This is a genomic window from Chryseobacterium cupriresistens (assembly GCF_046614675.1).
Taxonomy (GTDB): Bacteria; Bacteroidota; Bacteroidia; order Flavobacteriales; family Weeksellaceae; genus Chryseobacterium; species Chryseobacterium cupriresistens.
The window spans coordinates 421,368-448,007 of the sequence record NZ_JBKKJT010000003.1; the positions used below are offsets into that span (position 1 = coordinate 421,368).

At 33.8% G+C, this 26,640-nt stretch carries 23 protein-coding genes and 1 tRNA gene; 14 read left to right on the top strand and 10 right to left on the bottom strand.

Features of this window, described 5'->3' with window-relative positions; all coding sequences use genetic code 11:
- Window positions 1–3 precede the first annotated feature (3 nt).
- From ACLI50_RS10815 to ACLI50_RS10825, 3 genes are all read left to right on the top strand, one after another.
- On the top strand, window positions 4–531 hold the full coding sequence (locus ACLI50_RS10815) for a GNAT family N-acetyltransferase (protein ID WP_411413735.1): 528 nt from the start codon (window positions 4–6) through the stop codon (window positions 529–531).
- Window positions 528–899: a cupin domain-containing protein gene (locus ACLI50_RS10820; protein ID WP_079241244.1), complete on the top strand. Its 372-nt coding sequence runs from the start codon at window positions 528–530 to the stop codon at window positions 897–899. The genes ACLI50_RS10815 and ACLI50_RS10820 overlap by 4 nt, the downstream gene beginning before the upstream one ends.
- A gap of 241 nt (window positions 900–1,140) precedes the next feature.
- On the top strand, window positions 1,141–1,521 hold the full coding sequence (locus tag ACLI50_RS10825; RefSeq protein WP_202843801.1) for a PEGA domain-containing protein: 381 nt from the start codon (window positions 1,141–1,143) through the stop codon (window positions 1,519–1,521).
- A 59-nt stretch (window positions 1,522–1,580) separates the two neighbouring features.
- Here ACLI50_RS10825 and ACLI50_RS10830 read toward each other — a convergent pair whose 3' ends face one another.
- Together ACLI50_RS10830 and ACLI50_RS10835 are read right to left on the bottom strand one after the other, a co-directional pair.
- Entirely contained in the window at window positions 1,581–2,324 is a 744-nt protein-coding gene (locus ACLI50_RS10830) for a dienelactone hydrolase family protein (RefSeq protein WP_411413736.1), read from the bottom strand.
- A 196-nt stretch (window positions 2,325–2,520) separates the two neighbouring features.
- Entirely contained in the window at window positions 2,521–2,952 is a 432-nt protein-coding gene (locus ACLI50_RS10835) for a type I restriction enzyme HsdR N-terminal domain-containing protein (protein ID WP_062670636.1), read from the bottom strand.
- Window positions 2,953–2,959: 7 nt separating this feature from the next.
- On the opposite strand from ACLI50_RS10835, the gene holA reads away from it, so the two are divergent.
- From holA to ACLI50_RS10850, 3 genes are all read left to right on the top strand, one after another.
- Window positions 2,960–3,997 (top strand): DNA polymerase III subunit delta, encoded by a 1,038-nt coding sequence (gene holA, locus ACLI50_RS10840; protein WP_411413737.1) that lies wholly within the window; start codon window positions 2,960–2,962, stop codon window positions 3,995–3,997.
- Window positions 3,998–4,330: 333 nt separating this feature from the next.
- Window positions 4,331–5,275 (top strand): thioredoxin-disulfide reductase, encoded by a 945-nt coding sequence (gene trxB / locus ACLI50_RS10845; RefSeq protein ID WP_216444930.1) that lies wholly within the window; start codon window positions 4,331–4,333, stop codon window positions 5,273–5,275.
- A 524-nt stretch (window positions 5,276–5,799) separates the two neighbouring features.
- Window positions 5,800–6,012 carry a hypothetical protein gene (locus tag ACLI50_RS10850; protein ID WP_062670628.1) on the top strand — a complete coding sequence of 71 codons (213 nt, stop codon included), beginning with the start codon at window positions 5,800–5,802 and terminating at the stop codon, window positions 6,010–6,012.
- 69 nt (window positions 6,013–6,081) lie between these two features.
- Here ACLI50_RS10850 and ACLI50_RS10855 read toward each other — a convergent pair whose 3' ends face one another.
- Entirely contained in the window at window positions 6,082–6,459 is a 378-nt protein-coding gene (locus ACLI50_RS10855) for a helix-turn-helix domain-containing protein (RefSeq protein ID WP_343644247.1), read from the bottom strand.
- A 283-nt stretch (window positions 6,460–6,742) separates the two neighbouring features.
- Between ACLI50_RS10855 and ACLI50_RS10860 the strand changes: the two genes are divergently transcribed.
- Together ACLI50_RS10860 and ACLI50_RS10865 are read left to right on the top strand one after the other, a co-directional pair.
- A tRNA-Ser gene (locus tag ACLI50_RS10860) sits at window positions 6,743–6,830 on the top strand.
- A gap of 251 nt (window positions 6,831–7,081) precedes the next feature.
- Complete coding sequence (locus ACLI50_RS10865; RefSeq protein WP_411413738.1) at window positions 7,082–8,314, top strand: site-specific integrase; 1,233 nt, start codon at window positions 7,082–7,084, stop codon at window positions 8,312–8,314.
- 131 nt (window positions 8,315–8,445) lie between these two features.
- Here the strand turns inward: ACLI50_RS10865 and ACLI50_RS10870 are convergent, their stop codons facing one another.
- From ACLI50_RS10870 to ACLI50_RS10895, 6 genes are read right to left on the bottom strand one after another with little or no spacing between them, the layout of a single operon-like run.
- Window positions 8,446–9,363: a hypothetical protein gene (locus ACLI50_RS10870; protein ID WP_411413739.1), complete on the bottom strand. Its 918-nt coding sequence runs from the start codon at window positions 9,361–9,363 to the stop codon at window positions 8,446–8,448.
- Window positions 9,360–12,521 carry a hypothetical protein gene (locus tag ACLI50_RS10875; RefSeq protein ID WP_411413740.1) on the bottom strand — a complete coding sequence of 1,054 codons (3,162 nt, stop codon included), beginning with the start codon at window positions 12,519–12,521 and terminating at the stop codon, window positions 9,360–9,362. Before ACLI50_RS10875 ends, ACLI50_RS10870 begins: the two co-directional genes overlap by 4 nt.
- Window positions 12,518–13,192, bottom strand: a complete 675-nt coding sequence (locus ACLI50_RS10880; RefSeq protein WP_411413741.1) for a condensin complex protein MksE — start codon at window positions 13,190–13,192, stop codon at window positions 12,518–12,520. The genes ACLI50_RS10875 and ACLI50_RS10880 overlap by 4 nt, the downstream gene beginning before the upstream one ends.
- Window positions 13,168–14,526 carry a hypothetical protein gene (locus tag ACLI50_RS10885; RefSeq protein ID WP_411413742.1) on the bottom strand — a complete coding sequence of 453 codons (1,359 nt, stop codon included), beginning with the start codon at window positions 14,524–14,526 and terminating at the stop codon, window positions 13,168–13,170. The genes ACLI50_RS10880 and ACLI50_RS10885 overlap by 25 nt, the downstream gene beginning before the upstream one ends.
- 12 nt (window positions 14,527–14,538) lie before the next feature.
- On the bottom strand, window positions 14,539–15,849 hold the full coding sequence (locus ACLI50_RS10890) for a 5-methylcytosine restriction system specificity protein McrC (RefSeq protein WP_411413743.1): 1,311 nt from the start codon (window positions 15,847–15,849) through the stop codon (window positions 14,539–14,541).
- The gene (locus ACLI50_RS10895; protein ID WP_411413744.1) at window positions 15,842–17,593 is read right to left on the bottom strand and encodes an AAA family ATPase; all 1,752 of its coding nucleotides are present in this window, start codon (window positions 17,591–17,593) and stop codon (window positions 15,842–15,844) included. The genes ACLI50_RS10890 and ACLI50_RS10895 overlap by 8 nt, the downstream gene beginning before the upstream one ends.
- A 477-nt stretch (window positions 17,594–18,070) precedes the next feature.
- Here ACLI50_RS10895 and ACLI50_RS10900 point away from each other — a divergent pair, with 477 nt between their 5' ends.
- The 4 genes from ACLI50_RS10900 to ACLI50_RS10915 are packed head-to-tail and all read left to right on the top strand — an operon-like array spanning window position 18,071 to window position 23,857.
- Window positions 18,071–19,717: a class I SAM-dependent DNA methyltransferase gene (locus tag ACLI50_RS10900; RefSeq protein WP_411413745.1), complete on the top strand. Its 1,647-nt coding sequence runs from the start codon at window positions 18,071–18,073 to the stop codon at window positions 19,715–19,717.
- The gene (locus tag ACLI50_RS10905) at window positions 19,717–21,129 is read left to right on the top strand and encodes a restriction endonuclease subunit S (protein WP_411413746.1); all 1,413 of its coding nucleotides are present in this window, start codon (window positions 19,717–19,719) and stop codon (window positions 21,127–21,129) included. The genes ACLI50_RS10900 and ACLI50_RS10905 overlap by 1 nt, the downstream gene beginning before the upstream one ends.
- A complete protein-coding gene (locus tag ACLI50_RS10910) occupies window positions 21,126–22,826 on the top strand; it encodes a restriction system-associated AAA family ATPase (RefSeq protein WP_411413747.1) in 1,701 nt (566 codons plus the stop codon). Before ACLI50_RS10905 ends, ACLI50_RS10910 begins: the two co-directional genes overlap by 4 nt.
- 50 nt (window positions 22,827–22,876) lie before the next feature.
- On the top strand, window positions 22,877–23,857 hold the full coding sequence (locus ACLI50_RS10915; RefSeq protein ID WP_411413748.1) for a hypothetical protein: 981 nt from the start codon (window positions 22,877–22,879) through the stop codon (window positions 23,855–23,857).
- Window positions 23,858–23,886: 29 nt separating this feature from the next.
- Here ACLI50_RS10915 and ACLI50_RS10920 read toward each other — a convergent pair whose 3' ends face one another.
- Window positions 23,887–24,135 (bottom strand): transcriptional regulator, encoded by a 249-nt coding sequence (locus tag ACLI50_RS10920; RefSeq protein ID WP_411413749.1) that lies wholly within the window; start codon window positions 24,133–24,135, stop codon window positions 23,887–23,889.
- Window positions 24,136–24,610: 475 nt separating this feature from the next.
- Between ACLI50_RS10920 and ACLI50_RS10925 the strand changes: the two genes are divergently transcribed.
- Window positions 24,611–25,168, top strand: coding sequence for a hypothetical protein (locus ACLI50_RS10925; RefSeq protein ID WP_411413750.1), 558 nt, complete (start codon window positions 24,611–24,613; stop codon window positions 25,166–25,168).
- A 142-nt stretch (window positions 25,169–25,310) separates the two neighbouring features.
- Window positions 25,311–26,609: a TlpA family protein disulfide reductase gene (locus ACLI50_RS10930; RefSeq protein ID WP_411413751.1), complete on the top strand. Its 1,299-nt coding sequence runs from the start codon at window positions 25,311–25,313 to the stop codon at window positions 26,607–26,609.
- The last annotated feature ends 31 nt before the right edge of the window (window positions 26,610–26,640 follow it).

Genomic DNA, 26,640 nt, shown 5'->3' on the forward strand with positions numbered 1-26,640 from the left:
GCAATGAATTTTTCTGTTCAGCCTGTTTTAGAGAATGAAGAATTTCAATTAATCCCCTTACAGCAAGGGGATTTTGAATCTTTATATGAAGTGGCTTCCGATCCTAAAGTCTGGGAACAGCATCCTAACAAAGACCGTTATAAGAGAGAAGTTTTTGAAAACTTTTTCACAGGAGCTATGGAGAGTAAAGGTGCTTTCAAAATTATGGAGAAAGCTACCGGAGATGTATTGGGAAGCAGCCGTTATTATGATTTTGATGAAGAGAACAATCATATTTTCATCGGATATACTTTCTACGGAACAAAATCATGGGGAAAAGGAATTAATCCTCAGGTTAAAAAGCTGATGCTGGATTATATCTTCCAGTTTGTAGACAAAGTTCATTTTCATATCGGAAAAGAGAATTTCCGTTCGCAGACCGCTTTGGAAAGGCTGGGAGGACAAAAAATAGCTGAAGAAGAAGTGGCTTATTTTGCAGAACCTTCAAGAACCAATTTCGTCTATGAAATTAAAAAAGAAAACTGGGTATGAAAAAATATAAAATACAGCAGTCCCCATTTGTAGTACCTACTACAGACGGAAAACTGATTGAAGAACACTGGGGAAACTCTACAGGAAATTCTACTGTTTCCATTGCTCATATGGTAGCACCTCCGGATTGGAGTGAGCCTCACCAGACTCCTGAGTTTGATGAATTTACCTACATTATTTCAGGAAAAAAGCAATTTGAAATAGACGGAGAAATTGTTGTTCTTGAAAAAGGACAGAGCATCCTTATTGAAAAAGGAGCAAGAATCCGTTATAGTAATCCGTTTTCAGAACCATGTGAATATCTTGCGATTTGCCTTCCTGCATTTTCTATGGAATTGGTGCATAGGGAAGAGGAAGGCGTAGACTAAAAAAGCTGTTAAAAAAATATAAAAGCAAATCTGCATATCAGTGGGTTTGTTTTTTTATTCCCAATTTTCAAAAGACGATGCAATTGTATGGTATTGAGTCTTTTGAGATCAGATTTCAGGAAGCAGGTAATGAGAACATAGGTTAATACTATATTTTTTGAAATATTTGTTCTGATTGATAGTACTGATTTTTGAATTATTTTGTAAGTTCGCGGACTTAAAAAATGAACGACTAAGATCTATGAAAAACAAATTATCAATTGTGCTGTCCCTGAGTATTGCGCTTTCTACCACTTCATGTGCAACCATTTTTACAGGAACTCAGGATCCAATAGCTTTTACTTCAAACCCTGAAGGGGCAAAAGTATTTCACAAAGGAATAGAAAAATGTACAACACCTTGTACCACCAAAATTCCAAGAGGTTTGGGTAAGCAGATGGTTACATTTGAAAAAGAAGGATTTGAGAAGAAAGAAGTAAAACTGACAAAAACTTTTAATGCCGTAACTTTACTCAATATTATTCTTGGAGGAGCAATAGGAGTAGGAATTGATGCAGCAACAGGTTCTCTAACCAAATATTCTCCAAAAAAATATGATGTTGAGCTGGAGGCTCAACCATAATTGATTCAGGTAAAAAATAAAGGCAAATTCATTGATTCACGAATTTGCCTTTTTTATGTTTATTTCAAAATTTCTTTCAGGAACAGCAATGTGTGGTTCCATGCTCTTTTGGCCATTGTCGGATTATAATCCGGTGATTTCGGATCTGTGAAAGTATGTTTGGAATGGGCATACGTGATGATCTGCCAGTCGGCATTTCCATCGTTCATTTCTTTGATGAGGTTATTGTAATCTTCAGGCGTCACGCTTTTATCATCTGCCGGATTTTCAACAAGAATTTTGGCCGTCAAAGCTTCATTTTTTCTGCTCTGATCTCTGCCCAGACTTCCGTGGATGGAAACAACACCCACTACAGGAAGATGACCTCTTGCGGATTCCAATGCTCCCGTACCTCCGAAACAGTAGCCGATTACCGCTACCTTATCAGAAATGGCTCCGTTTTTCTTCAGTTGTTCCAAAGCCAGCGAAATTCTTTTCTGGTACTCCTGGTAATTCTGTTTGTAATACCCTGAGCTTTTTGCAGCAGATTCGTTATCTGCAGGAATTTTTCCTTCACCGTAAATATCAGCGATAAAAGCAATATACCCTTGCTTTTCGAGTTCAATAGCAGCTGTTTTAGCTTCTTCGTCAATACCTTTCCAGGCTGGAAGAATCAGTACTCCGGGAAGTCTTTTTCCTGCATTGGAAGTGATAAGACCATTAAGTTTCTGGGAACCGTCCTGGTAGGAAACAGGTTTAAGTTTCTGACTGAAAAGATTTCCTGAAGCCATAATCATTGCAGTTAATAAGATGAAACGTATCATATTTTTGTAATTTATTTTAATATAAACTACACTAATCCTTTCACAAATACAACCAATAACAATTGTGCAATTCGTGTAAAAATTTGTGATATTAGTGTTGAAAAGAAATCTTATCGAAATTAATAAAAATAACTCAGAAAGAATATTAATAGAATATTATTTAATACTTTTCAGAAATTATCTGATGTTATAAGCCTTACTCAGGTTTGTAAAACTGGTATTGCTCATTTTCATAATAGGCATTAATGTGCTGCAAACCGTTTGTTAAAATAATTTCCCTGGCACCGATAATAGAATTGTATCGGGCAGTCTGTTCAAAAGTTTTTTCCGTTAATTTGATCTGCGGAGCTTTACATTCAATCAGAATTATAGGTTCTGTTTTTTCAGTAACCAGAAGGTCAATTCTTTTGGTAAGACCATTCAGGATAATCTTTTTTTCGGTAATCAGAGCCGATGTGGAGTAGGATTTTACAGTAAGATAATAATGTACCCAATGTTGTCTGACCCATTCCTCAGGAGTGAGCAGAAGATAAGTTTTGCGGACCAAATCATAAATAAAAAACTTATCTTTGTCTTTCTTGAATTTAAAATCAAAAGTTTCCTGAAAATTCAGTTTTGGAAGTTCCATTAATAAGATGAAAGAATTAGATTTAATCCTCAAAAATATTAAAAATAAAGAAGTTTTACCTATTTATTTTTTCCACGGAGAAGAAGCTTACTTCATTGATGTTGCTGTAAAGGCTCTTGAACATAACTTTTTGGAAGAAGATGAAAAAGCTTTCAACCAGACAGTTACTTATGGAAAAGATACTTCTTATCAGGAAGTTCTTTCCCTGGCAAGACAGTTTCCGATGATGGGAGACAAACAGGTGATTATTGTGAAAGAAGCTCAGGATTTACGATTCAATGAAGAGGAAAACAGAATTCTGGAAGCCTATGTAGAAAATCCCGTTCCTTCAACGGTATTGGTTTTTGCCCATAAACACAAGAAGCTGGACAGCAGAAAAAAAGCGGCCAAAGCATTGGATAAAGCCAAAGCCCTTTTCCTTAGCGAATCTGTAAAGGAAAGCAACCTTGCCAAATGGATTTCAGATGAGTGTGTAAAGCTTAAAATCAATACAGCTCCCAATATTTCCCATCTGCTGGCAGAATATCTGGGAAATGACCTGTCCAGAATTGCCAACGAGCTGAACAAGCTGAAGATGATCCTTAAAGAAGGAGAAATCCTTGATGGAACCATCGTTGAAAATCATATAGGAATCAGCAAAGAATATAATATTTTTGAGCTCCAGAAGGCTTTAGGAACTAAAAATGCCAATGCAGCCTTTAAGATTGCTCATTTTATGGGTAAAAACCCGAAGAATAATCCTTTTGTCATGATGCTGGCAAGCCTTTATAATTATTTTTCAAACGTTATTATCTATCAGACCATGGCAGGGCAGTCTCCACAGACCATTGCTTCACAGATGGGAGTGAATCCTTATTTTATCAAAGACTACGCGGAAAGTGCCAGACTTTACCCTTTGAAACATGCTACAAGAGTCATTTCTATTTTACGTGAATTCGATATGAAAGGAAAAGGACTTGGAGCGGTAAATATGGGAGAAGCTGAGCTGATTCGGGAACTTGTGTATAAGATCATCAATGTAGATAAGATTAAAATGAAGGTGTGAGGCGAGATGCGAGGTAGCGAGTTGCGTGTTGCGTGTTGCGTGATGCGTGTTACGGGATAGTGAGATTCGGGATATGGTGGATAAAGGACATTAAAAAAAGTTTTAAATTTCCTGCCAATCTAAATTCCGTAACACAATAACCCGAATCCCGAAACCCGCACCCCGCACCCCGAATCTCGAATCCCGAACCCCGGAATTCACCCCACAACAGTTACCATCGAAATTCAACATATCAGATATTGACAAGTATCATTAAAATAACTTTAAAAAGAAATTAAAAATTCCGAAATTAGCGGTCTAATTCAAATTAAATCTTTTCGAACAAAGCAAATTATGGAGCAAAACATTTTAGATTGTGTGATCGTTGGATCTGGGCCTTCTGGTTTCACAGCTGCTATCTATGCAGCAAGAGCAGACTTAAAACCTGAATTGTATACAGGTTTGGAGCCGGGCGGACAATTAACAACCACTACTGAAGTGGATAACTTCCCAGGGTATCCAGCCGGGATTACAGGTCCTGAAATGATGATGGATCTGCAAAAACAGGCAGAAAGATTTGATACCAAAGTTCATTACGAAATGATCACTAAAGCTGAATTCTCTAAGGAAACAGGCGGTGTTCACAAATTATATGCAGGAAACAAGGAGATCCTTGCCAAAACAGTTATTATCTCTACAGGAGCTACTGCAAAATATTTAGGTCTTGAAGATGAGAAAAAATATGCAGGAGGCGGTGTATCAGCTTGTGCTACTTGTGACGGATTCTTCTACAGAGGAAAAGATGTTGTAGTAGTAGGAGCGGGTGATACAGCTGCTGAAGAGGCTACATACCTAGCAAAGCTTTGTAAAAAAGTAACGCTGTTGGTAAGAAAAGATGTTTTCAGAGCTTCAAAAGCAATGGTTCACAGAGTGGAAAATACGCCGAATATCGAAGTGAAATTCCACCATGAATTAATCGGGATTGAAGGAGAAAACAGCCTTGTAGAAAGAGCTGTAATCATCAACAATCAGACTCAGGAGAAATCTACAGTGGATGTGGAAGGGATCTTTATCGCCATCGGTCACAAGCCGAATACGGATATCTTCGCAGGTCAGGTAGATCTTGATGAAAACGGATATATCGTGACTGAAAAAGGTTCTTCAAGAACGAATCTTCCGGGGGTATTTGCGGCCGGAGATGTTCAGGATCATATCTACAGACAGGCTATTACAGCTGCGGGAAGCGGATGTATGGCGGCAATGGATGCAGAGAAATATTTAGCTGAATTACACGGATAGTATTCAGTGTATACAATACAAAGCGTACCCGAAGGGTGCGCTTTTTTGTTCCTATATACCTGAGCTTTGTTGGGTAATCGCAATGTCGCAAAGTTTTTTTTCACTTTATGTATGATTTTAAGGTGTAAGAACATTTCGACTTCGCTCAATATGAGATTTTCAGTAAAGAATATACGTTATCAATTTTATCGGAGATAAAATCTTTGCACCTTATAACAGTCTTTTTTTAATATTACTTGCGCCTTTGCGCTTACAACATTCAACATCTCTCCATACCCAATATTCGATAAGAAATTAGATAAATAGCTTTATTTTCCAGAAATACTTCCAAAGTCCTCATGACCACCTATATAACAACTGAAGACGTACACATTCCCCTCCATCGGAGGGGTGGCAAAAATTCTTTGAATTTTTGACGGGGTGGTTACGACTATACAATTGAGTAAAAGTGATAGATAAGTTATTATGATCATCTTGTTTTGCGTAAAGTAAAATCCCTAAATTAGCCCATAATCAAAAACAAAATGGAAACAAAAATCATAAAAGTTACACACGTTACCGGAACCTATATCATTGAAGTTCCCAATGGAGCCCTTAATGACATGAAAACCCAGCTGGACAAATGCCTTAATGATGAACAGGGCGCAATTGTAGTAAAGGGAGAAGATGGAGATCAGTTTGTATATCCGTCTGATTTTTTAAAAAACAGTTTTATTTCCATTGTTGATAGGGAATAGGTAGCTTTTACAGGTATAAAATAAAAACGGCTTCCATTGGAAGCCGTTTTGTTCTTTATGTGGTGGTGATTATCCCTTTTTTAGTTTTTCATTTTCTTTTTTTAAAGCTTTAATCTGCTCTTTCAGAAGATTAATGTATTCCTGTTGGTTTTCTAATAAGTAATTGGGAACGTTACAAAAAAGATTGTAATTAATGCTTGCATTATCATTAAGACTTGAGTTGTCATTAAGAGTAGAGTTCTGATTTTGTGTTTGAAGAGCTTTCTCCTCTTTAATATCTTCTACAGAAACATCTAGTGCTTTGGCCAGTTTTTCCCATTCATCATCAAATATTCTGACATCTCCATTTTCTTTTCTGCTGTAGTTGGAGACATCGGTCGCAAGAAGATCAGCAATCTGCTGCTGAGTATAGCCTTTCTGCTTTCTTAAAGTTCTTAGTTTTTCCATTGTCATAGGGTGGCTGTGTTTTTACAAATGTAGTGAAAAATATGTGTGTTTGTAAATATAGCTGTAAGTTTTGTCATACAAAAGCCTTTCTATGATGGGATTCCCCAAAACATGGGTGTTTTAGATTTTTATATTGAAACTTTAGCGAAAGAGTGAAAAATAATTCCCCTGATTCCTAGTCTATTATTAAGTTTTGTTAAAATTTGTGGGGGAAAAGTTTTGCAGAAATTAAAAATCGTTCTATATTTGCACCACTGAAAACAACGGTATAGCCGGAGTTTAGGGAGAGTTGGCAGAGTGGTCGATTGCGGCAGTCTTGAAAACTGTTGACTGTAACAGGTCCGGGGGTTCGAATCCCTCACTCTCCGCCAGGTTAGAGACCAAAATAAGCTAAAACGCTGTAAACATCAATGTTTACAGCGTTTTTTGTTTTACGCTTGTATCAAAAAAAACCAAAATAGGTCACGATTTATATGTCCTATTTCGTGTCCCATTCAAAAAATTACAAAAATGGGTCACGAAAAATCAAGGAAAAGCCGACCAATAGGCTGTTTAACGATTGTACATCTTGCAAAAAGTGGTAACAAAAAGTAAATTATTAATCATTTAATGTTATCACGCAATGAACAAAACATTCAACCTGTTATTCTTTATCAAAAAGAACAAGATCAGAACAAACGGAACCGCTCCCATCTACTTACGAATCACGATTGACGGCAAGGCAGCAGATATTGCTGCCAAAAGGTATATCGATCCTAAGAAATGGGATGTTAAAGCACACAAGGCATTAGGCAATTCGCAAGAAGCCAAAACACTGAATCTCTATCTCAAAACTTTGGAACAGAAAGTTTACGATTTCCACTACCTGATGCTGAAAGAAGAAAACTTTGTAACGGCAGAGAGTTTAAAATCTAAACTGCTTGGAATTGATATTGAGCAAAGAATGCTTATTCCGATATTCCAGGAGCATAATGACAAAGTGGAAGCTTTGGTCGGTCAGGATTTTGCTCCCGGAACATTGGAACGTTACAAAACTTCTTTAAAGCATACCCAGGAATTCATTAATTGGAAATACAAAGTTTCTGATATTGATATCACGCAAATCGATCACGGTTTTATCAGCGATTATGATTTCTGGCTGCGCAGTGTAAGAAAATGCGCAAACAATACAGCCGTTAAATACCTCAAAAATTTCAAAAAGATCATTCGTTTGTGTATGGCGCACGGCTGGATCACCAAAGATCCTTTTCTGGGCTATAAAGCAAAGATAAAAGCTGTGGAACGTCCTTACCTAACCAAAGAAGAAATTCAGATGATCTATGAAAAGAAATTTGCGTCAGACCGATTGAACCAAGTTCGCGATATCTTTCTTTTCAGCTGCTATACCGGATTGGCTTATGTGGATGTCAAGCAATTGTCAAAATCTAACATCAATGTAGGTATTGATGGAGACCAATGGATATTTACCCATCGTCAAAAGACCGATACCTCAACTAGGGTTCCGTTATTGCCTTTAGCTCAAGAAATGGTTTTAAAATATGAGAATCATCCGCAATGCGTCAATTCAGATGTGCTTTTTCCTGTTCTCAGCAATCAGAAAATGAATTCTTATCTCAAAGAAATTGCGAGCGTTTGCGGAATCAATAAAGATTTGACGTTCCATATCGCAAGGCATACGTTTGCGACTACTGTTACTTTGTCCAACGGCGTTCCCATTGAAAGTGTGAGTAAAATGCTGGGGCATACGAATATAAAAACGACACAGCATTATGCGAAAATTCTGGATAAGAAAGTGAGTGATGATATGGCGGTTTTGAAAGGTAAACTTAAAGATTATAAAAATTCTAAAGGTTAAATCAATAATCAATTTGTACAAACCGAGATATCTTAAACATTAAAATATTTGCAACCAAAAAAATTCAATAGGCTAATTATGCAAAAAATAGTTCGATTATGACTTGATTTTTATTACCCAAATCAGTATAGTTATTTATTAAGATCAAGCATTTTTATTAAATCATTAGACTCCTCAATTATCCACTGATTTTTTCTGACTAACTCCTTTACTAAATTTAATTGTTTAGGTGTTAGCAGAAAATCTATATTTTTATCCTTTATATTTTCCCACTTACTACCATGCTCGGTTTCTATGATGCCTTTTGGAACCCCATTTGGTGTAAGCAATTGAATGGTTTGTATTTTTTCTTTTACTAAAGGATAAATGATAAACAAGCCGTCAAAATCCCAATCACAAGAGTAATAAATAGGCAATCCTCTTGTATCTGCATAATCCAATTTGGCAACATTTTTACCACCAGCATACCACAACTCTATGTTGTTGGCTCTAGCTAATGTAGGGCGCTTTAAAAAATCAATGTTTTCACATAGTACAATGCAATTGGTGTCTTTACACTCGAGCACATATTTATACTGTAGATCCTTATCATCAGCTAATTCATCAATATCCAAAAGTAATTTAACAGCATTTATTAAAGCCTCTTTTCCCAATAGATACTTCTCATTTTTGAAAAACATAAGAGATACGATTCTAACAGTTGCTTCATTTTTTATAATCTGCTCCCGCAATGGCTCTAAATTGCCATTGTCCATATCTTCTTTTATTCCAATTAAGATTTGAATATCAGATTCTTCAAAGCGAAGTTGGGGCTTTAATAATTCATTGTCTGATAAAAAAGTTTCATAACGGTTAAATTTCTCCAAATAATCTTTTTCATATATCTCAGCAAATCCGTCTAAAACAAAAAGATTATTGTGTGTTCTGTCAAGTATTCGGAGAGAATTAATAAGGTAATTAATTTCACCACTTTGTGCTAGAGTATCATTTATTTTTACGTCACCTTTTGAATATAAATTATTTAACGCTCTTAACTCAATCCAATTCATTTTTCTATTCGGTTTACATATATATTCAAATCTTCGTTGTTATCCTTTGTTTTAAAATAGGAGGCTGAAGGGCAATAGTTGATATTGTCATCCTCTTTTCCTTTAATCAAATGATGGGCGTACCATTCATCAGACAATCCGATATTGAATGTATGAGGAGCCATTGTAATTATCTGATATTGGAATTCCTCTGCGATAGCAGGAAAGGTATTAAAATTGGTATTATCCAAACTTCCTAATTCTTCCAAAATAATAAATCTTAAACCGTCACGTTTTTCCTTTTGTACGGCAGAAAGTCTTGCGATACCCAGTAACGCAATAGCTGAATAAGTTTCTCCTGTACTACCGGGAACTTCTGTTCCAAATTGATCCGTGAGCTTAGCTGACAGTTCAAAGTATGTTTTGGGATTTAGTAATTTATCAATCGGAACTTTGTTTTTGATTTTTGCTTGTTTTCTGAAAAAATCTTCAATGAAATCTATTATAGATTGTCCAAACTGTAACTCCCCTTTTGTCACTGTATTACGAACCTCGTAAGCTATCTGTTTGATGTAATCAATCTTTACTTCTTTATTCCCATCAAATTCAAGTTTGAAATAAAACTTATTACTAATCTTTCGATCAACAAAGAATGCGTTTATTCTTTTTACCTGGTCATCATATTTTTCGTATCGCTCAGTAGTTTTACTGAATATCTTAATCATATTATCCCTGATACCATTGGCTATGGTTGTTCGGGTTTGATTAGCTTCATCTAAAGCGGTAGTGATATCATCAGTAGATTTGATTTTATTACCCAATAAGGCTTCTTCCAAAACCTTGAATGAAAAATCTTGGTATTTAATCGTTAATTGTACTGCCGGATTTTTCTCATCACTCGTTTCTTCAAATGAATTCGAAATGCCAATAAATGCTGTTTTATATTCTTCCCACAGCACATTATAGGCTTGCTCCAATTCTTCAGTGTTTCTAGGTGTTAAAGGAAAGTCTGTTATGTTCTCTTGGAAATGTTGGTAATAAGCATTATTGAGCGTAGTGAATTCTGTTTGCTTCTTAGTCAGATTACCAATGATTATCTGCAAGGCTTGTTTATCATCTTTTATTTTACTTTCCAGAGACTTGAACTTGCTTTGTTTAGCTCCTTTTTCTTCATAAAACTGGTCTTTCTTATCACTCCATTCTTTACGAACCTTCGACAACTCCTTTTTTACGACTTCTGGCTCATCATATTCAACCTTAAACTTATTTTTAATTTGCAATAGTTCTTCTTCTTCTCTTTTCTTTTGTGATTGCAATTGAGAAATCTTTTCATCAATCTGTAAAATACAGGCTACAGCATTTTTTAATTTTTCAATATTGCTAAAAACAGCAATAGAGACATCAAAGGAATAGTCAAATAGACTTACATCGTAAGGCTTTCCATCTACGATATTCTCCAATGCTTCTAGTTTGGTATTTATGAATCTGATTTCGGTGTTCAATTTTTGAATTAACTGTTGTACAGATTTTTCCAAATTTGCTTTGTCTCCCAATAGTGTTGCATCTGGATTAAATTGTATAAATTGGTATAATGCACCCAATTTTAGCCAGATACCATTTTTAGATGGATTAGCTTCAAAATTATTAATCAGCTCATCTGGACTGATATATTGAGATAAATTGTCAGGATTAGAAATTTCAGAAATAGGTTTGGTCGCGTAATGCAAAACCGTCTGTAACTGTTCATTATCTAATGAGGGTAGATTCTTAATATACCAGTGTAAAAGTCCGTTTTCATCATTGTCCTGCAATAATGCTAATAGTTTTTCTTTGGTTGCCTTATCATTTTTTAACGATGATTTTAATTCATCCAAAATCTCCGATTGTTCTTTTCGGGTTTGGACGATTTTTTCAAGTGTTTTGTACTTTTCCAGATAAGGTTTTGCAAAAGTGAATTCTTTTTTAATACCTTCATTATTTCTGTTTAAAATATCAATTCTTTGTATCTCATTTGCCCACCTATCATCTACTTCAGGGCGAATAAACATTTTAAGTTCATCTATTTCTTTACCTAACTTTTCTACGCTGTTGGATAAGTCTTGATAACGGTTAAACATATTAAAATTTTCATCTGCATCCTCGCAACTTTTTTTTAATATTTCTTCTTTCACTGGAAAATTTTCGATAGCCGTTTTTAGTTCAGCAAATTCAGTTTCTTGGGTCGTTATCAGTGTTTTTCCTTCTGATTCTCTTTGTTCTAATTGTTTTAATTCTATATATGCGTTTTGTAATTCAGCCTCTTTAAATGCTTTGAATTTTACTTTGTGGGATTGTTCCAACTCTCGTAAATTGATTAACCTTTTTTGTTTGTTGGACAAATTTTGAATGTCTTTATTCAGGCTCTCATATTCCCTCAATATCTTTTCAAGTTCGGATTGTTCTTTTTGAAAATTGGTCAGAATATCTTCATCGGATTCTTCAAAGAGAAATTCTTTTAAGTTTCTGGAAGCCTGATTACCACTTAAATTTAGCGTCTTAGCTTTCGAGAATGACTGAATGACCTTGGCAAAGGCTTTTAGGTTTTTGTCCTGGCTGAGATTCAGAGGCAATATGTTTTTATCATAAAGGAATTTGTAATAAGTGCCGACGGTTTCATTATTGCTAAAGAAGTTCAATCGAAGTTTATATTTTTCATAAAGCAACGTTGCCAAATCCTGTATGTCCACTATTTCTTTCTCTCCTGCTTCTTTTTCCTTTAATAAATCTTTGGCGAAAATAAGCTCTTCTTTTTCAAGAGCCAGTTCATTTATTTTCAGGCTTAAATCTGCCTGTTTTGTAATGACAAAAGGAATGATACGTTTTCCCTTTTGGTTATTTATCTGTATTCCGATGGTAATAAATTTACCGGCATTTACCCCAATATTTAAGAAACAGTAGGCACATTTTGTTTTATACGGAAGGGTATTGATTTGTCGTTCTTCTTTCTTTACCCCATCAGTACCGAATTTGATAAGGTCTTTATCATAGACAAAAATCATTTGGAGTAAATCGGCAATAATAGATTTCCCGACACCGTTTGCACCAACAAAATCTGTTCTTGTTGGATGAAAGAGGTAATCGTGTATATAGTGTTTCAGAATACCAACAGTAGATAAGGAGTAAATTCTTGGATAACTCATAGCATTTCATCATTTTTAAGTTGCTGGATAAATGACTCAAAATCCTGAAGCTCATCCTGATACAATTTGGTTAAACGGTGAATAGCAGGTCTTATTTCAAAGACTAATTCTTCATTCCTCCCTGATTGCTTTTCTACCCAGCCTAATTTATCAAAGCTGTCTATAGTTTTGCCGAATTTGTTTTCTACTATACTCCATTCTCTTTCATCATAAGAATCTCTTATATCATTGAACAAAACCCTTTTGTATGCTTCCTGATGGTCACTCTCCAGTATTTGTGTTTTGATGTCGTTCCAGTGAATGACTTTTTCCTCGTCAAAATACTTTTGGTAATACATATCCAAAAGTGTCAATCCCATCAGTGTTTGTAATTCAGTAAGCTCTTTATTACGGTTTGTATCGCTTAATTTTCCTTTCCCGTTTTCCGTGAAATCAAGATAATAATATCGACTTCTATCAGAGATATCAGCAACAAGATTAAGCCTGTATAAGTTACTATAAAAATTTATCCATTGTGATTCATAGCTTTCCAGTACGGTATATTCTGCGTAATACTTGTGGTCAATATGCTTGCCAGACAACAACAGAATATTGATGTCCGCAAAATGCTTTTCGACACCTTCTTCTGACAGAAAAGAATAATCGCTTATTTCATAATTTTCGTTTTCCATAGGAATAGGTTTTGTTGAGATAAGGAAATAATTTTTTGTTCTACATCAATAAATACATCGTTATTCTCTGAATTATAAGCTGTCATACGAGATGCCACCTGATAAGCAATGGACAGGTCTTTTTCTTCATCCACGATACTATTCATCAATTCATCTATAGATAACTGACCTTTGTTTTCTAAAATATCTTTGGCTTTATCAACCCATTGATTGATGATTTGTTGACGGTTAATTTCTTTTGCTATTTTCTGTTTTTCATTATGTTCATAAGTTTCATCAACCTCAATGTTTATAATGACATTGGGCTTTGGTTGTTTAAATTCAAAATATCTTGGGTATAGCAATCGGACAGGCTCATATATCAACCGCTTTAATGGGAAATTGTTACCAAACTTTATACCCTCAATAGTATATTGAGAGCTTTCCAAGACTGTTCGGTGTAGCTTTTTTATTTGTAATCTAAAAAATGCTCGTGCTGAAAATTGCTCCTGCAACTCCGTCAATTTCTCACTGGCGTGGTTGATTTGCCTGCGAATAATGTGTACTTTACGGTCTACCGAATTGAAAAACGCCCTGATATCTGTATAAATTTCCTGTGCCTTTTCCCAATTTCGTTTACTTTTCTGTACATTGTCTGTATAAAACTTTCCATCATCTTCCATTTTTCTATAAAAATGATCGACCACATTTAGTAAATTACTAAGAAATTGGTCTTTGGATATAATAGCTTCCGTAATATCTTCTGCTCTTTCTCCAAACTTTCTAAAAACAACAGTAAACTCTCGTACTAAAGAAGTTGCACTTTGTTCGTCTTCCTTTCGGAGAATATCATTTAATTCTTTGTAAGCCTCTCTCAATTCATCTTCTAATGCTTCTAAATGATCCGTAATGATTTTCTTTGAGCCTTGTATAAATATTCTCCCGAATTTTCTTTCAAGTTCTTCAATAGTATTGATTTCACCATGCCGTATTGTAAATGAGTCTTGCACACTTTTTTTGAGCGGATGATTCTTGTAAGGATTCTCTAATTTGCTTATCATCAAATCCACTATATTTTTGGCGTAGTCTGTCAGATAATATTTCCACGGTTCATCGGGATGGCTTCGCAGGAAGTAATGGAAAAGATTGTCTTTAATGTTATTCCATGGACGAATGGAATCAAGATTAAACTCCGTTTTTATATCCGTTAGGATTTCATTAATCTCTTTTTGTGTAAAGTATTCTTCGATTTCACGATTTTTGATTTTTTTATAAAGAGCAATAACCAAATAACCTCCGCTAAATTTTGAGGGAAGTAGGAGATCGTATTTGGTATAAAGATCTTTATTATTCATCTACTATATAGACTATACTGTAATCACATTCACGATTCGATTGATAAATTCCTGTTCCTTATCAATCGGATTTTCGATTTCGATTTCTTCTGTCAATTCAATACCGTCAATAATAAAATTAACTTTAGCACCACGTTCGTTAATTAAATACGGGCTTTTGTAATTATTAAAATCTGGTCGGTTAGAAATTGGATATAATAACCCACCAACTTTAACAAATTTATGATTTAGGAAGTTCTGGATATAGGTGTGTATTTGAAAAAAATCGGAACGATCAACATCAAAACGTCTGCCTAGCATCTTTTTATATTTTGCATCCCAAATAGCAATTTCATCTCCTTTTTGAAACACAAGATCAGGTATTAATTCTCGTTTGTAAAAATGATTCGGATAAGCTATCTGTTTTTCATTTATACATTGCCAACCAATTTTGGATAGATTTCTTTTTAAAATAGCTTTTAAATATTGTTCCCAGACTTCTGCCATATCTATAAAGAAGCCAAATCCTTTTTTGTTTTTGTCTTGCTTCAGGCTGATTTGTTTCCGTTGGATAATGTCCCAAGATAGATCCACAATAGGTTTCCAACCTAGATAAATCTCTTTATAACTTATTTTTCTGTAATCATCATAGCTTATATGTTTTTTGCTTTGTATTGTACTACGCACTTGGTTAAGTGCCTCTAGAGCAGAATCAGGAATATTTATTTGACCAATTGCAAATTCTGTTTTAAGGACATTGTACGCTTGAAAAATAATTTGTGCAATTGTTTTATCAATTTGCCGTTCTCTATATGCTGAAACAATTTCATTACTTTGATAATATGGCTTAATAGACTTTCTTACATCTAATCTGCCTCTTATTATTTGTCCTCTATGCTCCTTTTTTATGTGAACCTTAGGCAATCCGTGTAAATTGGCATTTGCTAATTTTTGTAACCAAATAAAAGCAATTATACGTTTGATATAGTGCTGCCAATTGTTTTTATTTGCCTGACTTATGGAAGAGGTGATACGAATATTGAAGATTTCCTCTAACATCCTAAAAAGCATTTTTTCTCCAAATCGGGGTTTGATCGTGATTTTATAGTCCTGATTTTGAAAAGAGAAAATAGCTTCCCCCACGAATCTTCCAGCTATCCAGCAATGATTTTTATAGTCGTATTCAGCTAATTTTGAATCTTCATCAATACAATACTCCTTTGAAAACCAAAATACACTTTCACTTTGGGAACTGATAAATGCTTGTAAAACATCAGCAGATACTTTTTCCATTGAAAAAGGTAAGCAATCAAAAGCTTCAATATGGATGTAATCGTTAAGCATTGATGAATATTCTTTGCAATTGGTTTATCTTTTGGCTCTTTGAATCAGCATCCATATTTCCTAAAAATGCCTGTAATATTGGCTTAATGCTCACTTCCCATAAAATGTTAACAGGTTGATTTAGGAAATAACGTCTTCCTGAATGAATATTTCTGAATGAATTGAATATATCGACTATCTCCGCAAAAAACGTGTGCCCTATCTGATAATTTTCTCCCAATTCAGGAATTTGAGAAATTTCATTGTTTAGTTGCTCACATTTATTTATGAATGTTTCTATTTCTGTGTCGTTAATACTGATTTTTAATGAGTGTCTTTTCTCATTGATTATTTTCCATAATAAATTTCTGTCAAATCCCTTAAATTGCCATAAGAACCTTCTTCGTAAAGCAAAATCTATTCTTTCTAATGAAAAATCAATTTCATTCATTGTTCCAATGAAATATAGATTTTCTGGTAGAGCGATTTCAAAGTCTCCTACTGATAGTTTAATTTTTTTATCTCGGTACTCTAACGCAGAGAATAATTCGCCAAAGAGTCTGGATATATCCGTTCTGTTTATTTCATCTAATATCAAAATATGAGGTAATTTATCTTCTCGGACTTTATCAATCAGATTCAGCAAATAACCAGGTTTTGCTATACTCTTACTATCTTCAATATGCAACCCTACAATAAAATCTTCGTAATTGTAATTACTGTGTAACTGTAAGCGATGTATGTGTTTTTCAAAAATCTCATCTGAATTTTCAAAATATTCCATGATGTTTTGTTTATTTCTGAAGTACTGTTTTGTAATTAGTAATTCTGCTAAGCGAGTAGCTGAATGAGTTTTTGACGTCCCCGGAGGTCCATAAAAAATAATTGCTTTTTTATATTCGAATAGGGTAACTTCGGAAATATCATTTTTACTTTCTCCAAAGTTCCACGCATCTTGTATTTCATCATCATAAAAAGTAATCTCATACCCAAAAACATCATCTAGCTTTTTTCTAATTGCCAAGATACTTTCATCAATATCGTCCCATAAGCCATCTGTATTTTCTTTGTCAAGTAAACTGAAAAAAGTATTAATGATAGCATCTTTATGTTTTTGGGCTGCGATGGCTTCATATTTATCCGGATTACACAAATGCAATATTATATGATGCAAAGCAAGAAATTCTTTACTTACCTTTTTTAGTTTTTCATCTGTTGTTAATCCTGTTTCATCATTGTTATAATATAGTTCTTTACAAAGGGATTCAATATATTCCTTTAAAGATTGAATATCATTTATTCCATTAGATAATAAATTGATTTTTATATCTCTAAATAATAAAAGCAAATATGAAATCTCAAAAGGCTTATTCAGTTTATGCCGTTGTCCAGCTGAACCAATTCCACCATCAACAAATACGTCGGATATTAAATCATTATATTCATCTCCTAAAAATCGGATCACAGCACTTTCTTTACCCCAAACTCTCATATCTGAAGTAGGCAAGCCCCATAACCAAATGAAATGAGCAAAAACTTCTTTTGTTTCTTTAGAAGTATTTGCAAACTGGTCTTTTGATTTTTCGTCAAAATTTCTATTACTTGTATCGGGATTATCAACAAAAGCAGATACGCAGTTATTTAAATTTTCAATTGAAAAAACGCCTTTATTATCAGTTATATAACTATCGTTATTTAAAATACTTTGCTCTAAAAATGAATCAAAGTAATCGTACACTTCTTGTTTAGCCCAATGTGGTTTCATTAATATTTATTATTTTATATAGTTTTTTTAGTTTGTCTTTTAAATATTTCCAATAAATTGCTACCTACAATTTTAAATTTAATTGAATTAAAGATGTTTAAAAGAAATATGCCTAAAATACAACATTGAATTTATAAAAAAATATGGAAAACCGTAATTGTAAAACATTTATATCATAATGTAAAATTCGATAAAACACTATAATTTATATTAAGTATTATTACGGAATATTTTTTAAACGATAATAACAATTATAACAATTATAACAATTATAACAATTATAACAATTATAACAATTATAACAATTATAACAATTATAACAATTATTTTTCAAAGTATAATAATGTTAAATAATTTCCCCTTAATCACGCAGAAAACCTTATTTTCAATTTACAAATAAGATTACTACTTTCAATAATAAAGTATATTTGCATATGTTGTTTTGTTGAAACAATTTTACTGTTAAAGAAAAGATAAATGTTATCACAAGAAATAAAAAATAAAGTTCAATTACTTTGGGACAGACTATGGGCAGGAGGATTATCCAACCCTATAACTGCGATTGATAATATATCATATTTGATATTTATGAAACGTTTAGAGAAATTTCATCCGAAAGTCAAAGACGAATATAAATGGAGTAGCTATAACAATTTAGAGGGATCTGAGCTAAAGTCTAAAGTGGATAATGTATTTAGATTTATTCAAAATGACTTATCTAAAGAGGATGAACCTTTTGCTATTGAGATGAAAAATGCCCGATTTGGTATAAATACTCCCTCTCTATTAGAAGAAGTGGTGAGAATAATTGACGAGATTTTTTATTTAGTTGAAGAAGAAGAAAAGCAACATCAACATTTCCAAGATTTATTAGGAGATGTCTATGAATATCTCTTACGTGCAACCAATGAAGCAGGCAAAAATGGTCAATTCAGAACACCCAGACATATTATTCAAATGATGTGTGAACTGGTTGCTCCGAATATTAATGATGAAGATATCAAAATCTGTGATGTAACCAGTGGTAGTTCTGGATTTCTGGTTGGTGCGTATCAATATATTCTAAAAGAAAATAGTAAAAAGATTATTCTTGATGAGGAGAATCAGCTTGAAAAAGGACTTGATGGTAAAAAACTAATTGCAAAGAAGAAAAAACAATTAACAGAGAATACATTTTATGGCTTTGATATTGATGCTACAATGGTTAGGATTGGAATGATGAACATGATGATGCACGGTATCGAAAAACCTCATATTATTAATTTGAATACTCTCTCCGCTGAATATGAAGATTTCTTTAGAAAGAAATTTGAAAATGAAATAACTGTTGAAAATTTAACTAGTAGAAAAATTAAAACAGAGATAAAAACAACTAACTCTAAAGAAATACAAAATGCAGAAAACAGCTTTTGGGGTAGAGAAGAATACACCTATATTTTGGCTAATCCACCTTTTGCTGCTAAAGTCAATAGTAAATCTATTAGCAAAAATTTGAATCGAATTTATGAAATAAAAGAAGGGAAAACGCAATCGCTACAAACAGAACTTTTATTTTTAGAGCGTATTGTATATATGCTAAAGAAAAATGGAAGAGCTGCGGTAATTATTCCTGAAGGAGTGCTGTTTAATTCTGGAAAAGCATACAAAACTGCTCGGGAAATATTACTAAAAGATTGCGACTTAGAAGCTATAGTATCATTACCTAGCGGAGTATTTAACCCTTATACGGGAGTAAAAACCTCTATACTTTTATTTACTAAAAAACAGTTTGGTTCGAACAACTACCATACTAAAAAAGTTTGGTTTTACGGAATGGAATCAGATGGTTATACCTTAGACAATAGCCGAAAAAAAATAAAGAATGATTTTCCGCTGCCGGAAACTGTTAAACAATACAAGACCAGAAACGAAAAAACTAATCCACAGAAAGACCGTAAGCAGAAACATTTTTATGTGCCTGTAAGTGAAATTGAGCAGAATGGATTTGAATTAAATTACAATTTGTACAAAGAGTTTGTTTTTGACGAGACTAAATATGAAGAGCCTACAAAGTTGCTGAAACAAGTTTTAAAGATTGAGGAAGAATTGTTTAATTCTTTAAAACAATTAGAAAAGGAGTTGTAATGGAATATGTAAATACAACAATAAGCGAAATCATAGAAACTGCCCAAACAGGAAAAACTCCCAGCACTAAAGAGCCTCTATATTATGAAGGTGATGTGATGTGGGTTACCCCTACAGATTTGCAGGGACAACAATATATTTCAGATACTATCACTAAAATATCAGATTTAGCACTTTTAGATAATCAAGCTTTTTTGTACAAAGAGGACACTGTACTAATAAGTTGTATTGGGGATATTGGTAAAACAGCAATAATAAAAAAAGCAGCTTCCAGCAACCAACAAATAACAGGTGTTCGAGTAAAAGAAAATCTTATTCTCCCTAAGTTTTTCTACTATTGGATTATTAGAAATAAACAATACCTAAGTTTTAAGGCTAATAGGGTAACAGTTCCTATATTAAACAATACTAATCTAAGAAAAATAGATATAAGTTATCCTAATGATCTAGAATTCCAGAGGAAAGTTGTTTCTCAATTAGATAGTGTTCAGACATATATTAATGATAAGATAAAAACAATTAATGTATTGGAAAATTTAATCCAATCTATATATTTCAAAATGTTTGGAAATCCTGTAAATAATCAGAAAGGGTTTCCTCGAAAAAAGCTATCCCAAGTTACTCCAAAAGATAAAATAATTACATATGGAATTGTTCAGGCAGGGCCTCACATTGATGATGGTATACCATATATTAGAACGGGAGATATTAAAAATGGAAAAATTGTAAGCAAAAACTTACTGCGTACAACACCTGAAATTGCGAAAAAACACGATAGGTCAAAGTGTATTGAGGGAGATATAATTGTCAGTATAAGAGCAACTGTTGGGCAGTGTGCAATTATACCTAAAGAGCTAGATGGTGCGAATTTAACCCAAGGAACAGCAAGAATTCGTCCTAACAAAATAGTTATCAACCCTAATTATCTATTTGTCACTTTACAAAGCGAAGGATTTCAATTTCTTATTAATAAGTATGTAAAAGGCTCAACTTTCAAAGAAATTACATTGGAGAAATTAAGAAATATAGAAATTCCTGTTCCTAAAGATCTTAATTTGCAAAATCGGTTTAGTCAAATTTATGAATCGATTCAGGATGTAAAGAATAAAGTAGAGCAATCATTAGAAATATTACAACAATTGTTTCAGGTAATTCTTCAAAATGCTTTTAAACCTGATGTCGAGATAGATGAAGAACCTATTTTTAAGGATTTGATTAAGAAGTTTACTGTTCAGGATTTGAAAGGTAATAAACAAAGGCTGCAGTATTTAATAAATTTATTTGAACAACAAAATTTTGACGAATTTAAAGACTTTACGGAAACAAGAAAAATCTTGTTCGAGCTAATGGATGAAGAAGAAATCATTCAAATTTTTGGAACTGATAATAAAGTGAAATTACAGGTAAAATGAAATTAGTCCGATTAACCATATTAGAAAAGTTCAGAAGTCTTGATGAAGTAAAAACAAATCAAGGTAGGGAAGATTTTACCGTTATCTTTAGAGATGATGAGCCCAATGAAGACTGGATGAACTTTCATCCTTATTGTTTTGCTGGACTAAACGGAAGTGGAAAATCAAACGTTTTAGAAGCATTATCAAATATTTTCTATCACTTGGAATGTTGCACATTGGATCCGGAAACATCGGAATTTTTGAAAAATGATTTTAAAAAAGAAGAGTCTGATCCTATTGCCTATGAATTGGAATATTTTATTATTCCCCGTGAAGCGGATAAAGAGGTAGAGAATTATCATAATGTAATTATTAGAAAAGAGAAAGATAAAATTCCTCAAATAAAAGTAAAGGCATTAGACCAATCTGGTGAACCTGAATTTATAGATATTTCTGGTTCAATCCGAAGCTATTTACCAGAATTAGTTATCGGATATTCATCAGGCGAAAATGAAATATTGAGCCTCCCATTTATAAAATCTAGACTATTACAATTGGATGAATATATCTATCATTTACGCAATAGGGAGAAGCTTGTCTTGGATTATAAGGTAGAAGAAAAACCCGAAAGTAGTTTAGTTTATATGGATTATCATATGAGCCAGGCTATTCTTTTGGCCAACTTCCTTTTACAAAATGATGATACAATGGAACCCATTAAGGAGCAGTTAAATATTGACAAGCTACATAGTTTCCGTTTGGTGATAAACAACCATAAGTTATACTATGACCGAGAAGAATCAGATTTGGGATATCTATTGCCATTGGTTGAAGAAACATTGGATAAGTTACGTAGGTGTGCTACTGTAAAATTTACTCAACCCGTTGATGACGAAAGAGGATATGAATATGAAGTGCTGGATTTTTACTTTGATGAAAATAAGCAAACAAGAAAAAGTGTTTTAAAATCTGCATTCAAAGAACATTTCAAGTCTCCATTGCAGTTGTTCAAAGCTTTTCAAGTTCTTACATTACTCAATCAGAGAGTAGTTGATAAAGAGCTTAAAAAAGAAGTGTACAATTCTAATAGTTTATATGCAATGTATAAAATACCAGCATTCAAAGAGCGTGAACATATTTTTCATTTCAATCTATTTCGATTGAAAAAGAAAAACTCGTATGACAAAATGCTTTTAAAAGCGTTTTCTGATGGTGAACATCAGTTTTTGCATACAATGGGGATATGCTTGTTATTAGGGGATAAAAGCACACTGATGTTATTAGATGAGCCTGAAACACACTTTAATCCAGAATGGCGTTCGGAATTTATAAGTTTATTGAAAGATTGCTTAAACAAAAGCGGTACAAATCATCTAATGCGTGATATCCTGATCACTTCGCATTCTCCATTTATTATTTCGGATTGCTTTCCTGATAAGGTAATAGTATTTGATAAAGGTAATCAACCGCAAAACGCTCAAGATTTGGATATAGACACATTCGGAACATCTGTTAATATTTTAACTAATAAGATCTTTAAGCGAAAGAATACTATTGGAGAATACTCACTTAAAAAGTTGAATGCATATAGAGAAAGGTTTTTACAAACTGATAATGTAGAAGGATTAATTGAAGAGTTAAATTCTGAGCTAGGAGATTCAATAGAGAAAGTTTTATTAATAAAAGAAATGACGGATATAATTAAGAAAAGATGATAAGACCATACAGACATAGCAATTCTAAGTTTCATAAAATTCAATCTTTTGTGAATCACTTATTTTTAGACATTGTATTCCGTGCTCCTTACATTACCCAAGCTGTATTTGATTCATCATTAGTTCTTCCAAAATACAAGCCCTTAATAGATGAAGTTAATAATGAATATTTATTAAATCCAATTACTGAATGTTTTTCAATTTGTAAAACACTTTCAAAAAAGCATTTAAAAATATTAAAACGAGGAGTACATCAGAATAATAAAATCAGACTATTGTGCAACGGTGACTTGACTCCGTTGGAATATACTGATATTGAATTAATAAGTGAGGAATTAAGTAAACAAATCAAAATTTTTTTTGATAAACTTTATGATAAAGCTGTGAATAAAGCGGTATTTTATCGTAAATATGGAAAGATTGAAGATTATTATAAAAATCTTGTTGGAAAATCGAGGACTTGTAGATGCTGTGGAATAAATAAAGTTTTAATTAAGTTCCATTCTAAAAGAAGTGCATTAGACCATTATTTACCTCGAAACCATTTTCCATTTACGTCCATAAATACAAACAATCTATTACCGATTTGTGATATTTGTAACAGTAAATACAAATTAGCAGAAAATACCATTTTTGAAGTAATAAAACGCAATAATGAGATCGTTTCTAAAACTAGAAAACGAGCTTTTTTTCCATTTAGTAAGATTACACCTTATCCAAGAATTGAAGTTGAAATTACTTTTAATAGAGCATTAGCTGAGGATATCGAGCCTGTGGATATGAGTGTAGACCTGATTTGTGCCGGCTATGAAGAACAAGTAGATTCTTGGGATAGAATTTTTGGAATCAAAGAAAACTATTTAGCGGAATGTTGTTCAGAAGATTTGTACATGTATTATGAGGAACAATATGTGGCAGATTTGAACTTTGGAAAGACTCATGATCAATATGTAGCAACTTTAGAGGCTAATCGCTTGTATGATATGAATTTTTTGAGAATAGCATACTTAAATGGTATTAAAAACTATTGATAAATAAAAATCCTGACATTATCAGGATTTTATCTATCTATATTGCCAAAAAAATCTTCTAAAGTCATTTGCTTTTTTTGACAAATTTTAATCAAAGTTTTTAAAGACATATTGTAATCAGTCTTCGATGTTCCTAATGCAATATTTTTAATTCTTCTTACTGTACTTTCTTCAATACCACATTTTGACGCAAAATCTCTCTGTGATTCCGCTTTTGAAATCCAGTTAGAATAAATGTATTTGCAAATATTAATAATTACGTCTTTCTCATCGTCCATCGGAACAAATTAAAAGAAAGAACAAAAAAATAGTGCGGTTTTCTGTGCGCAATAGGAAAATATTATTATATTTGTAAAATAGGTTACAGAAATGTAACTTTGCGATACTTCAACGAATAATAGAAGCTATTGCTTAGAATCTTGGTTTGAAAACTGGTAATTTTTAAAAGAGACAAGAGGATAAGCAGATTGCTCACGACCTAGGCGTGGGCTCTCTTATCTGTCTCAGGGTATACCAGTACCTCAAACCGGATATGTAGAGTTCCACGCCGTTTTATTTTCTATGCAGTCCGCTTTTCTCTACAGTCATTCCTAAGCCGCTTTCTTAAGATATAGTATCAGACTGTACGATACAATGGGGTGTACAACCTATTGCGGCTTTAAAAGCTTTCACGGGACGCAATTTTCATTCATATTAATTTTTGGCTTGTATGGGCAGGGAGCTTTGTATAAAAGATCTCCAAAACTTCCTCCTATGCGGTCAGTAAACCAAACAAAACGATTGAAAAATAAAAGGATAGACTTTGAAGCCCGGTTTTGGTCAGGCAGCAGGAAACATTCCGGGATAAAACTTATTGAATCATTCTTCCATTTTAACGATCTGGTCACTGCCAAACAGATGCTCAACAAGATTATGGTCTACGCCGGGAAAAAGAAAACGGCGATCAACGAGGATTCTTCAGCAATCTTCCATTTTCATCAGGCCTTGCGGTCTTTTGTTCGGGCGTGCTATGCAATCAGGATGAAAGAAACTTCTTGGGAAATGAATATTAATCCCGAGAAACGTTCTCCACTGCTGCAGGCTTCCCTTTCGGATGAGGAATACCTAAACCCAACCCTGGTTTTCCAAAGTGCTTTTGAAGAATACAGTTTGAAGGATTTCGACTACTATATAGCCATTGCGGTCTATTTCTCAATGGGAGTATTTAAAAATGCTGAGGAGAGCAGCCTTATCAGTCCTTACATCCACCTTACGAAAATGCTGGATGCGGCACATCTTATCTTGGAAAGAAGAATCCAAAAGAATCAATAACCTTAAAAAGTAAAAATCAGAGAATGGAAAACAGTACTTAGAAATTACCCCAATATACTAAGAAAGCCCTTTCCCTCAGTTTGCAGACCACAGGAAAGAGCATAATCAGTGATTAATAATTATTAAAAACCTATTCAAAAGTATGAAAAATATCTTTTGCAGGGGAATCCTGTCCCTTGTTTTTACCCTTTTAGCAGCCACCGCATCCTTTGCCCAAAACAAGTCTGTTAAAGTCGGAGAACCTCTTCCCGAAAGCTTCTGGACAACCTCTTTTCAGGTGGTGAACCATTCGCAGAAAACCTTAGATTTTTCCCAAGACAGGAACAAACTCATCCTGCTGGACTTCTGGAACACCTGGTGCAGTGCCTGCCTGAAAGCGTTTCCAAAAATGGAACAGCTGAAAGAACAGTTCAGGGACAAAGTAAAAATCCTGGCCGTAAGCAATCAGGACCGCCAGACTCTTGAAAAGTTCTTTGCATCCAAAAACGGTCAGCGTTTCAATAATGTTGTTTCCCTGGCTGGAGACCAGCTCTTTCATCCCTTGTTTCCGCATCAGGGCGTTCCCTATGTTGTATGGATCAAAGATGGAAAGCTGCTCAACACAACAGATGGTGCCCAGGTCAATGAAAACACCATCAGTAAGGTCTTAGGTGGAGAAAGTGCAGGTCTTCAGACCGTTATTCAAATGAGCAGGGAAAGACCTCTGATGCTTTCCGAAGACTTTGATCGTGAAAAAGGACTGTCAATGATCAATTATTCCCTTTTCGCAAAAGGAAGAATACGGGGAATGGGCTTTGGCTCCGGTTTTAGAAGATCGGGTAACCAAATATATGGAAGACAGTTTACCAATCTTTCCCTTCTCGAGATCTTTTCCACGCTTGCCGATGAGATCTTTCAGATGCGTAAAGAATCTTTTAGTGAGAAAAGAAGAATTATTGAAGTTCAAAACCCTACAGTATTGGACTATATCAAAAAAGCAGACGGATCTGTAGAAGACAGCAATCTCTACAGCTATGAATACATTGTTCCTCTTTCCAGAGCAAATTCGCTCTATCCGTTAATGCTGAAAAATCTCAGCGAATATGCAGATTATAAGGCTACGATCGAAAAAAGAAAGGTCAGATGCCTGGTACTAAAAAGAACATCATCCATCGATAAGCTACAGACCAATGGAGGGCCAACGCGTTTTTCATTCTCAATGACAGAAACAAATTTAAATAATGCTTCACTCTATAAATTGGTCAATAACCTGAATGCCATTCCCACGGTTTCCTTACCCATAGTGGACGATACGGGAATCACCGGCAATGTAGACCTTACAATGGGGGCAATCTCCGATTTATCTTCCATCCGAAGGGCGCTTTCAAAATATGACCTGGACCTTCAGGAAGAAGAGCGTGAACTTGATATGCTGATCATCAAAGACAAATTGAAAGATTAGATCCTTGATATAATTACTATTCTCTTTCTAA

What these genes read in the sequence shown, in the direction of transcription:
- ACLI50_RS10905 (WP_411413746.1), top strand. Translation starts at nt 19,717, where the DNA reads ATGGAATATGTAAATACAACAATAAGCGAAATCATAGAAACTGCCCAA.
- ACLI50_RS10925 (WP_411413750.1), top strand. Translation starts at nt 24,611, where the DNA reads ATGCGGTCAGTAAACCAAACAAAACGATTGAAAAATAAAAGGATAGAC.
- ACLI50_RS10855 (WP_343644247.1), bottom strand. Translation starts at nt 6,459, where the DNA reads ATGGAAAAACTAAGAACTTTAAGAAAGCAGAAAGGCTATACTCAGCAG.
- ACLI50_RS10880 (WP_411413741.1), bottom strand. Translation starts at nt 13,192, where the DNA reads ATGGAAAACGAAAATTATGAAATAAGCGATTATTCTTTTCTGTCAGAA.
- trxB (WP_216444930.1), top strand. Translation starts at nt 4,331, where the DNA reads ATGGAGCAAAACATTTTAGATTGTGTGATCGTTGGATCTGGGCCTTCT.
- ACLI50_RS10830 (WP_411413736.1), bottom strand. Translation starts at nt 2,324, where the DNA reads ATGATACGTTTCATCTTATTAACTGCAATGATTATGGCTTCAGGAAAT.
- ACLI50_RS10875 (WP_411413740.1), bottom strand. Translation starts at nt 12,521, where the DNA reads ATGAGTTATCCAAGAATTTACTCCTTATCTACTGTTGGTATTCTGAAA.
- holA (WP_411413737.1), top strand. Translation starts at nt 2,960, where the DNA reads ATGAAAGAATTAGATTTAATCCTCAAAAATATTAAAAATAAAGAAGTT.
- ACLI50_RS10815 (WP_411413735.1), top strand. Translation starts at nt 4, where the DNA reads ATGAATTTTTCTGTTCAGCCTGTTTTAGAGAATGAAGAATTTCAATTA.
- ACLI50_RS10890 (WP_411413743.1), bottom strand. Translation starts at nt 15,849, where the DNA reads ATGCTTAACGATTACATCCATATTGAAGCTTTTGATTGCTTACCTTTT.
- ACLI50_RS10835 (WP_062670636.1), bottom strand. Translation starts at nt 2,952, where the DNA reads ATGGAACTTCCAAAACTGAATTTTCAGGAAACTTTTGATTTTAAATTC.
- ACLI50_RS10930 (WP_411413751.1), top strand. Translation starts at nt 25,311, where the DNA reads ATGAAAAATATCTTTTGCAGGGGAATCCTGTCCCTTGTTTTTACCCTT.
- ACLI50_RS10870 (WP_411413739.1), bottom strand. Translation starts at nt 9,363, where the DNA reads ATGAATTGGATTGAGTTAAGAGCGTTAAATAATTTATATTCAAAAGGT.
- ACLI50_RS10885 (WP_411413742.1), bottom strand. Translation starts at nt 14,526, where the DNA reads ATGAATAATAAAGATCTTTATACCAAATACGATCTCCTACTTCCCTCA.
- ACLI50_RS10825 (WP_202843801.1), top strand. Translation starts at nt 1,141, where the DNA reads ATGAAAAACAAATTATCAATTGTGCTGTCCCTGAGTATTGCGCTTTCT.
- ACLI50_RS10865 (WP_411413738.1), top strand. Translation starts at nt 7,082, where the DNA reads ATGAACAAAACATTCAACCTGTTATTCTTTATCAAAAAGAACAAGATC.
- ACLI50_RS10820 (WP_079241244.1), top strand. Translation starts at nt 528, where the DNA reads ATGAAAAAATATAAAATACAGCAGTCCCCATTTGTAGTACCTACTACA.
- ACLI50_RS10900 (WP_411413745.1), top strand. Translation starts at nt 18,071, where the DNA reads ATGTTATCACAAGAAATAAAAAATAAAGTTCAATTACTTTGGGACAGA.
- ACLI50_RS10895 (WP_411413744.1), bottom strand. Translation starts at nt 17,593, where the DNA reads ATGAAACCACATTGGGCTAAACAAGAAGTGTACGATTACTTTGATTCA.
- ACLI50_RS10910 (WP_411413747.1), top strand. Translation starts at nt 21,126, where the DNA reads ATGAAATTAGTCCGATTAACCATATTAGAAAAGTTCAGAAGTCTTGAT.
- ACLI50_RS10920 (WP_411413749.1), bottom strand. Translation starts at nt 24,135, where the DNA reads ATGGACGATGAGAAAGACGTAATTATTAATATTTGCAAATACATTTAT.
- ACLI50_RS10850 (WP_062670628.1), top strand. Translation starts at nt 5,800, where the DNA reads ATGGAAACAAAAATCATAAAAGTTACACACGTTACCGGAACCTATATC.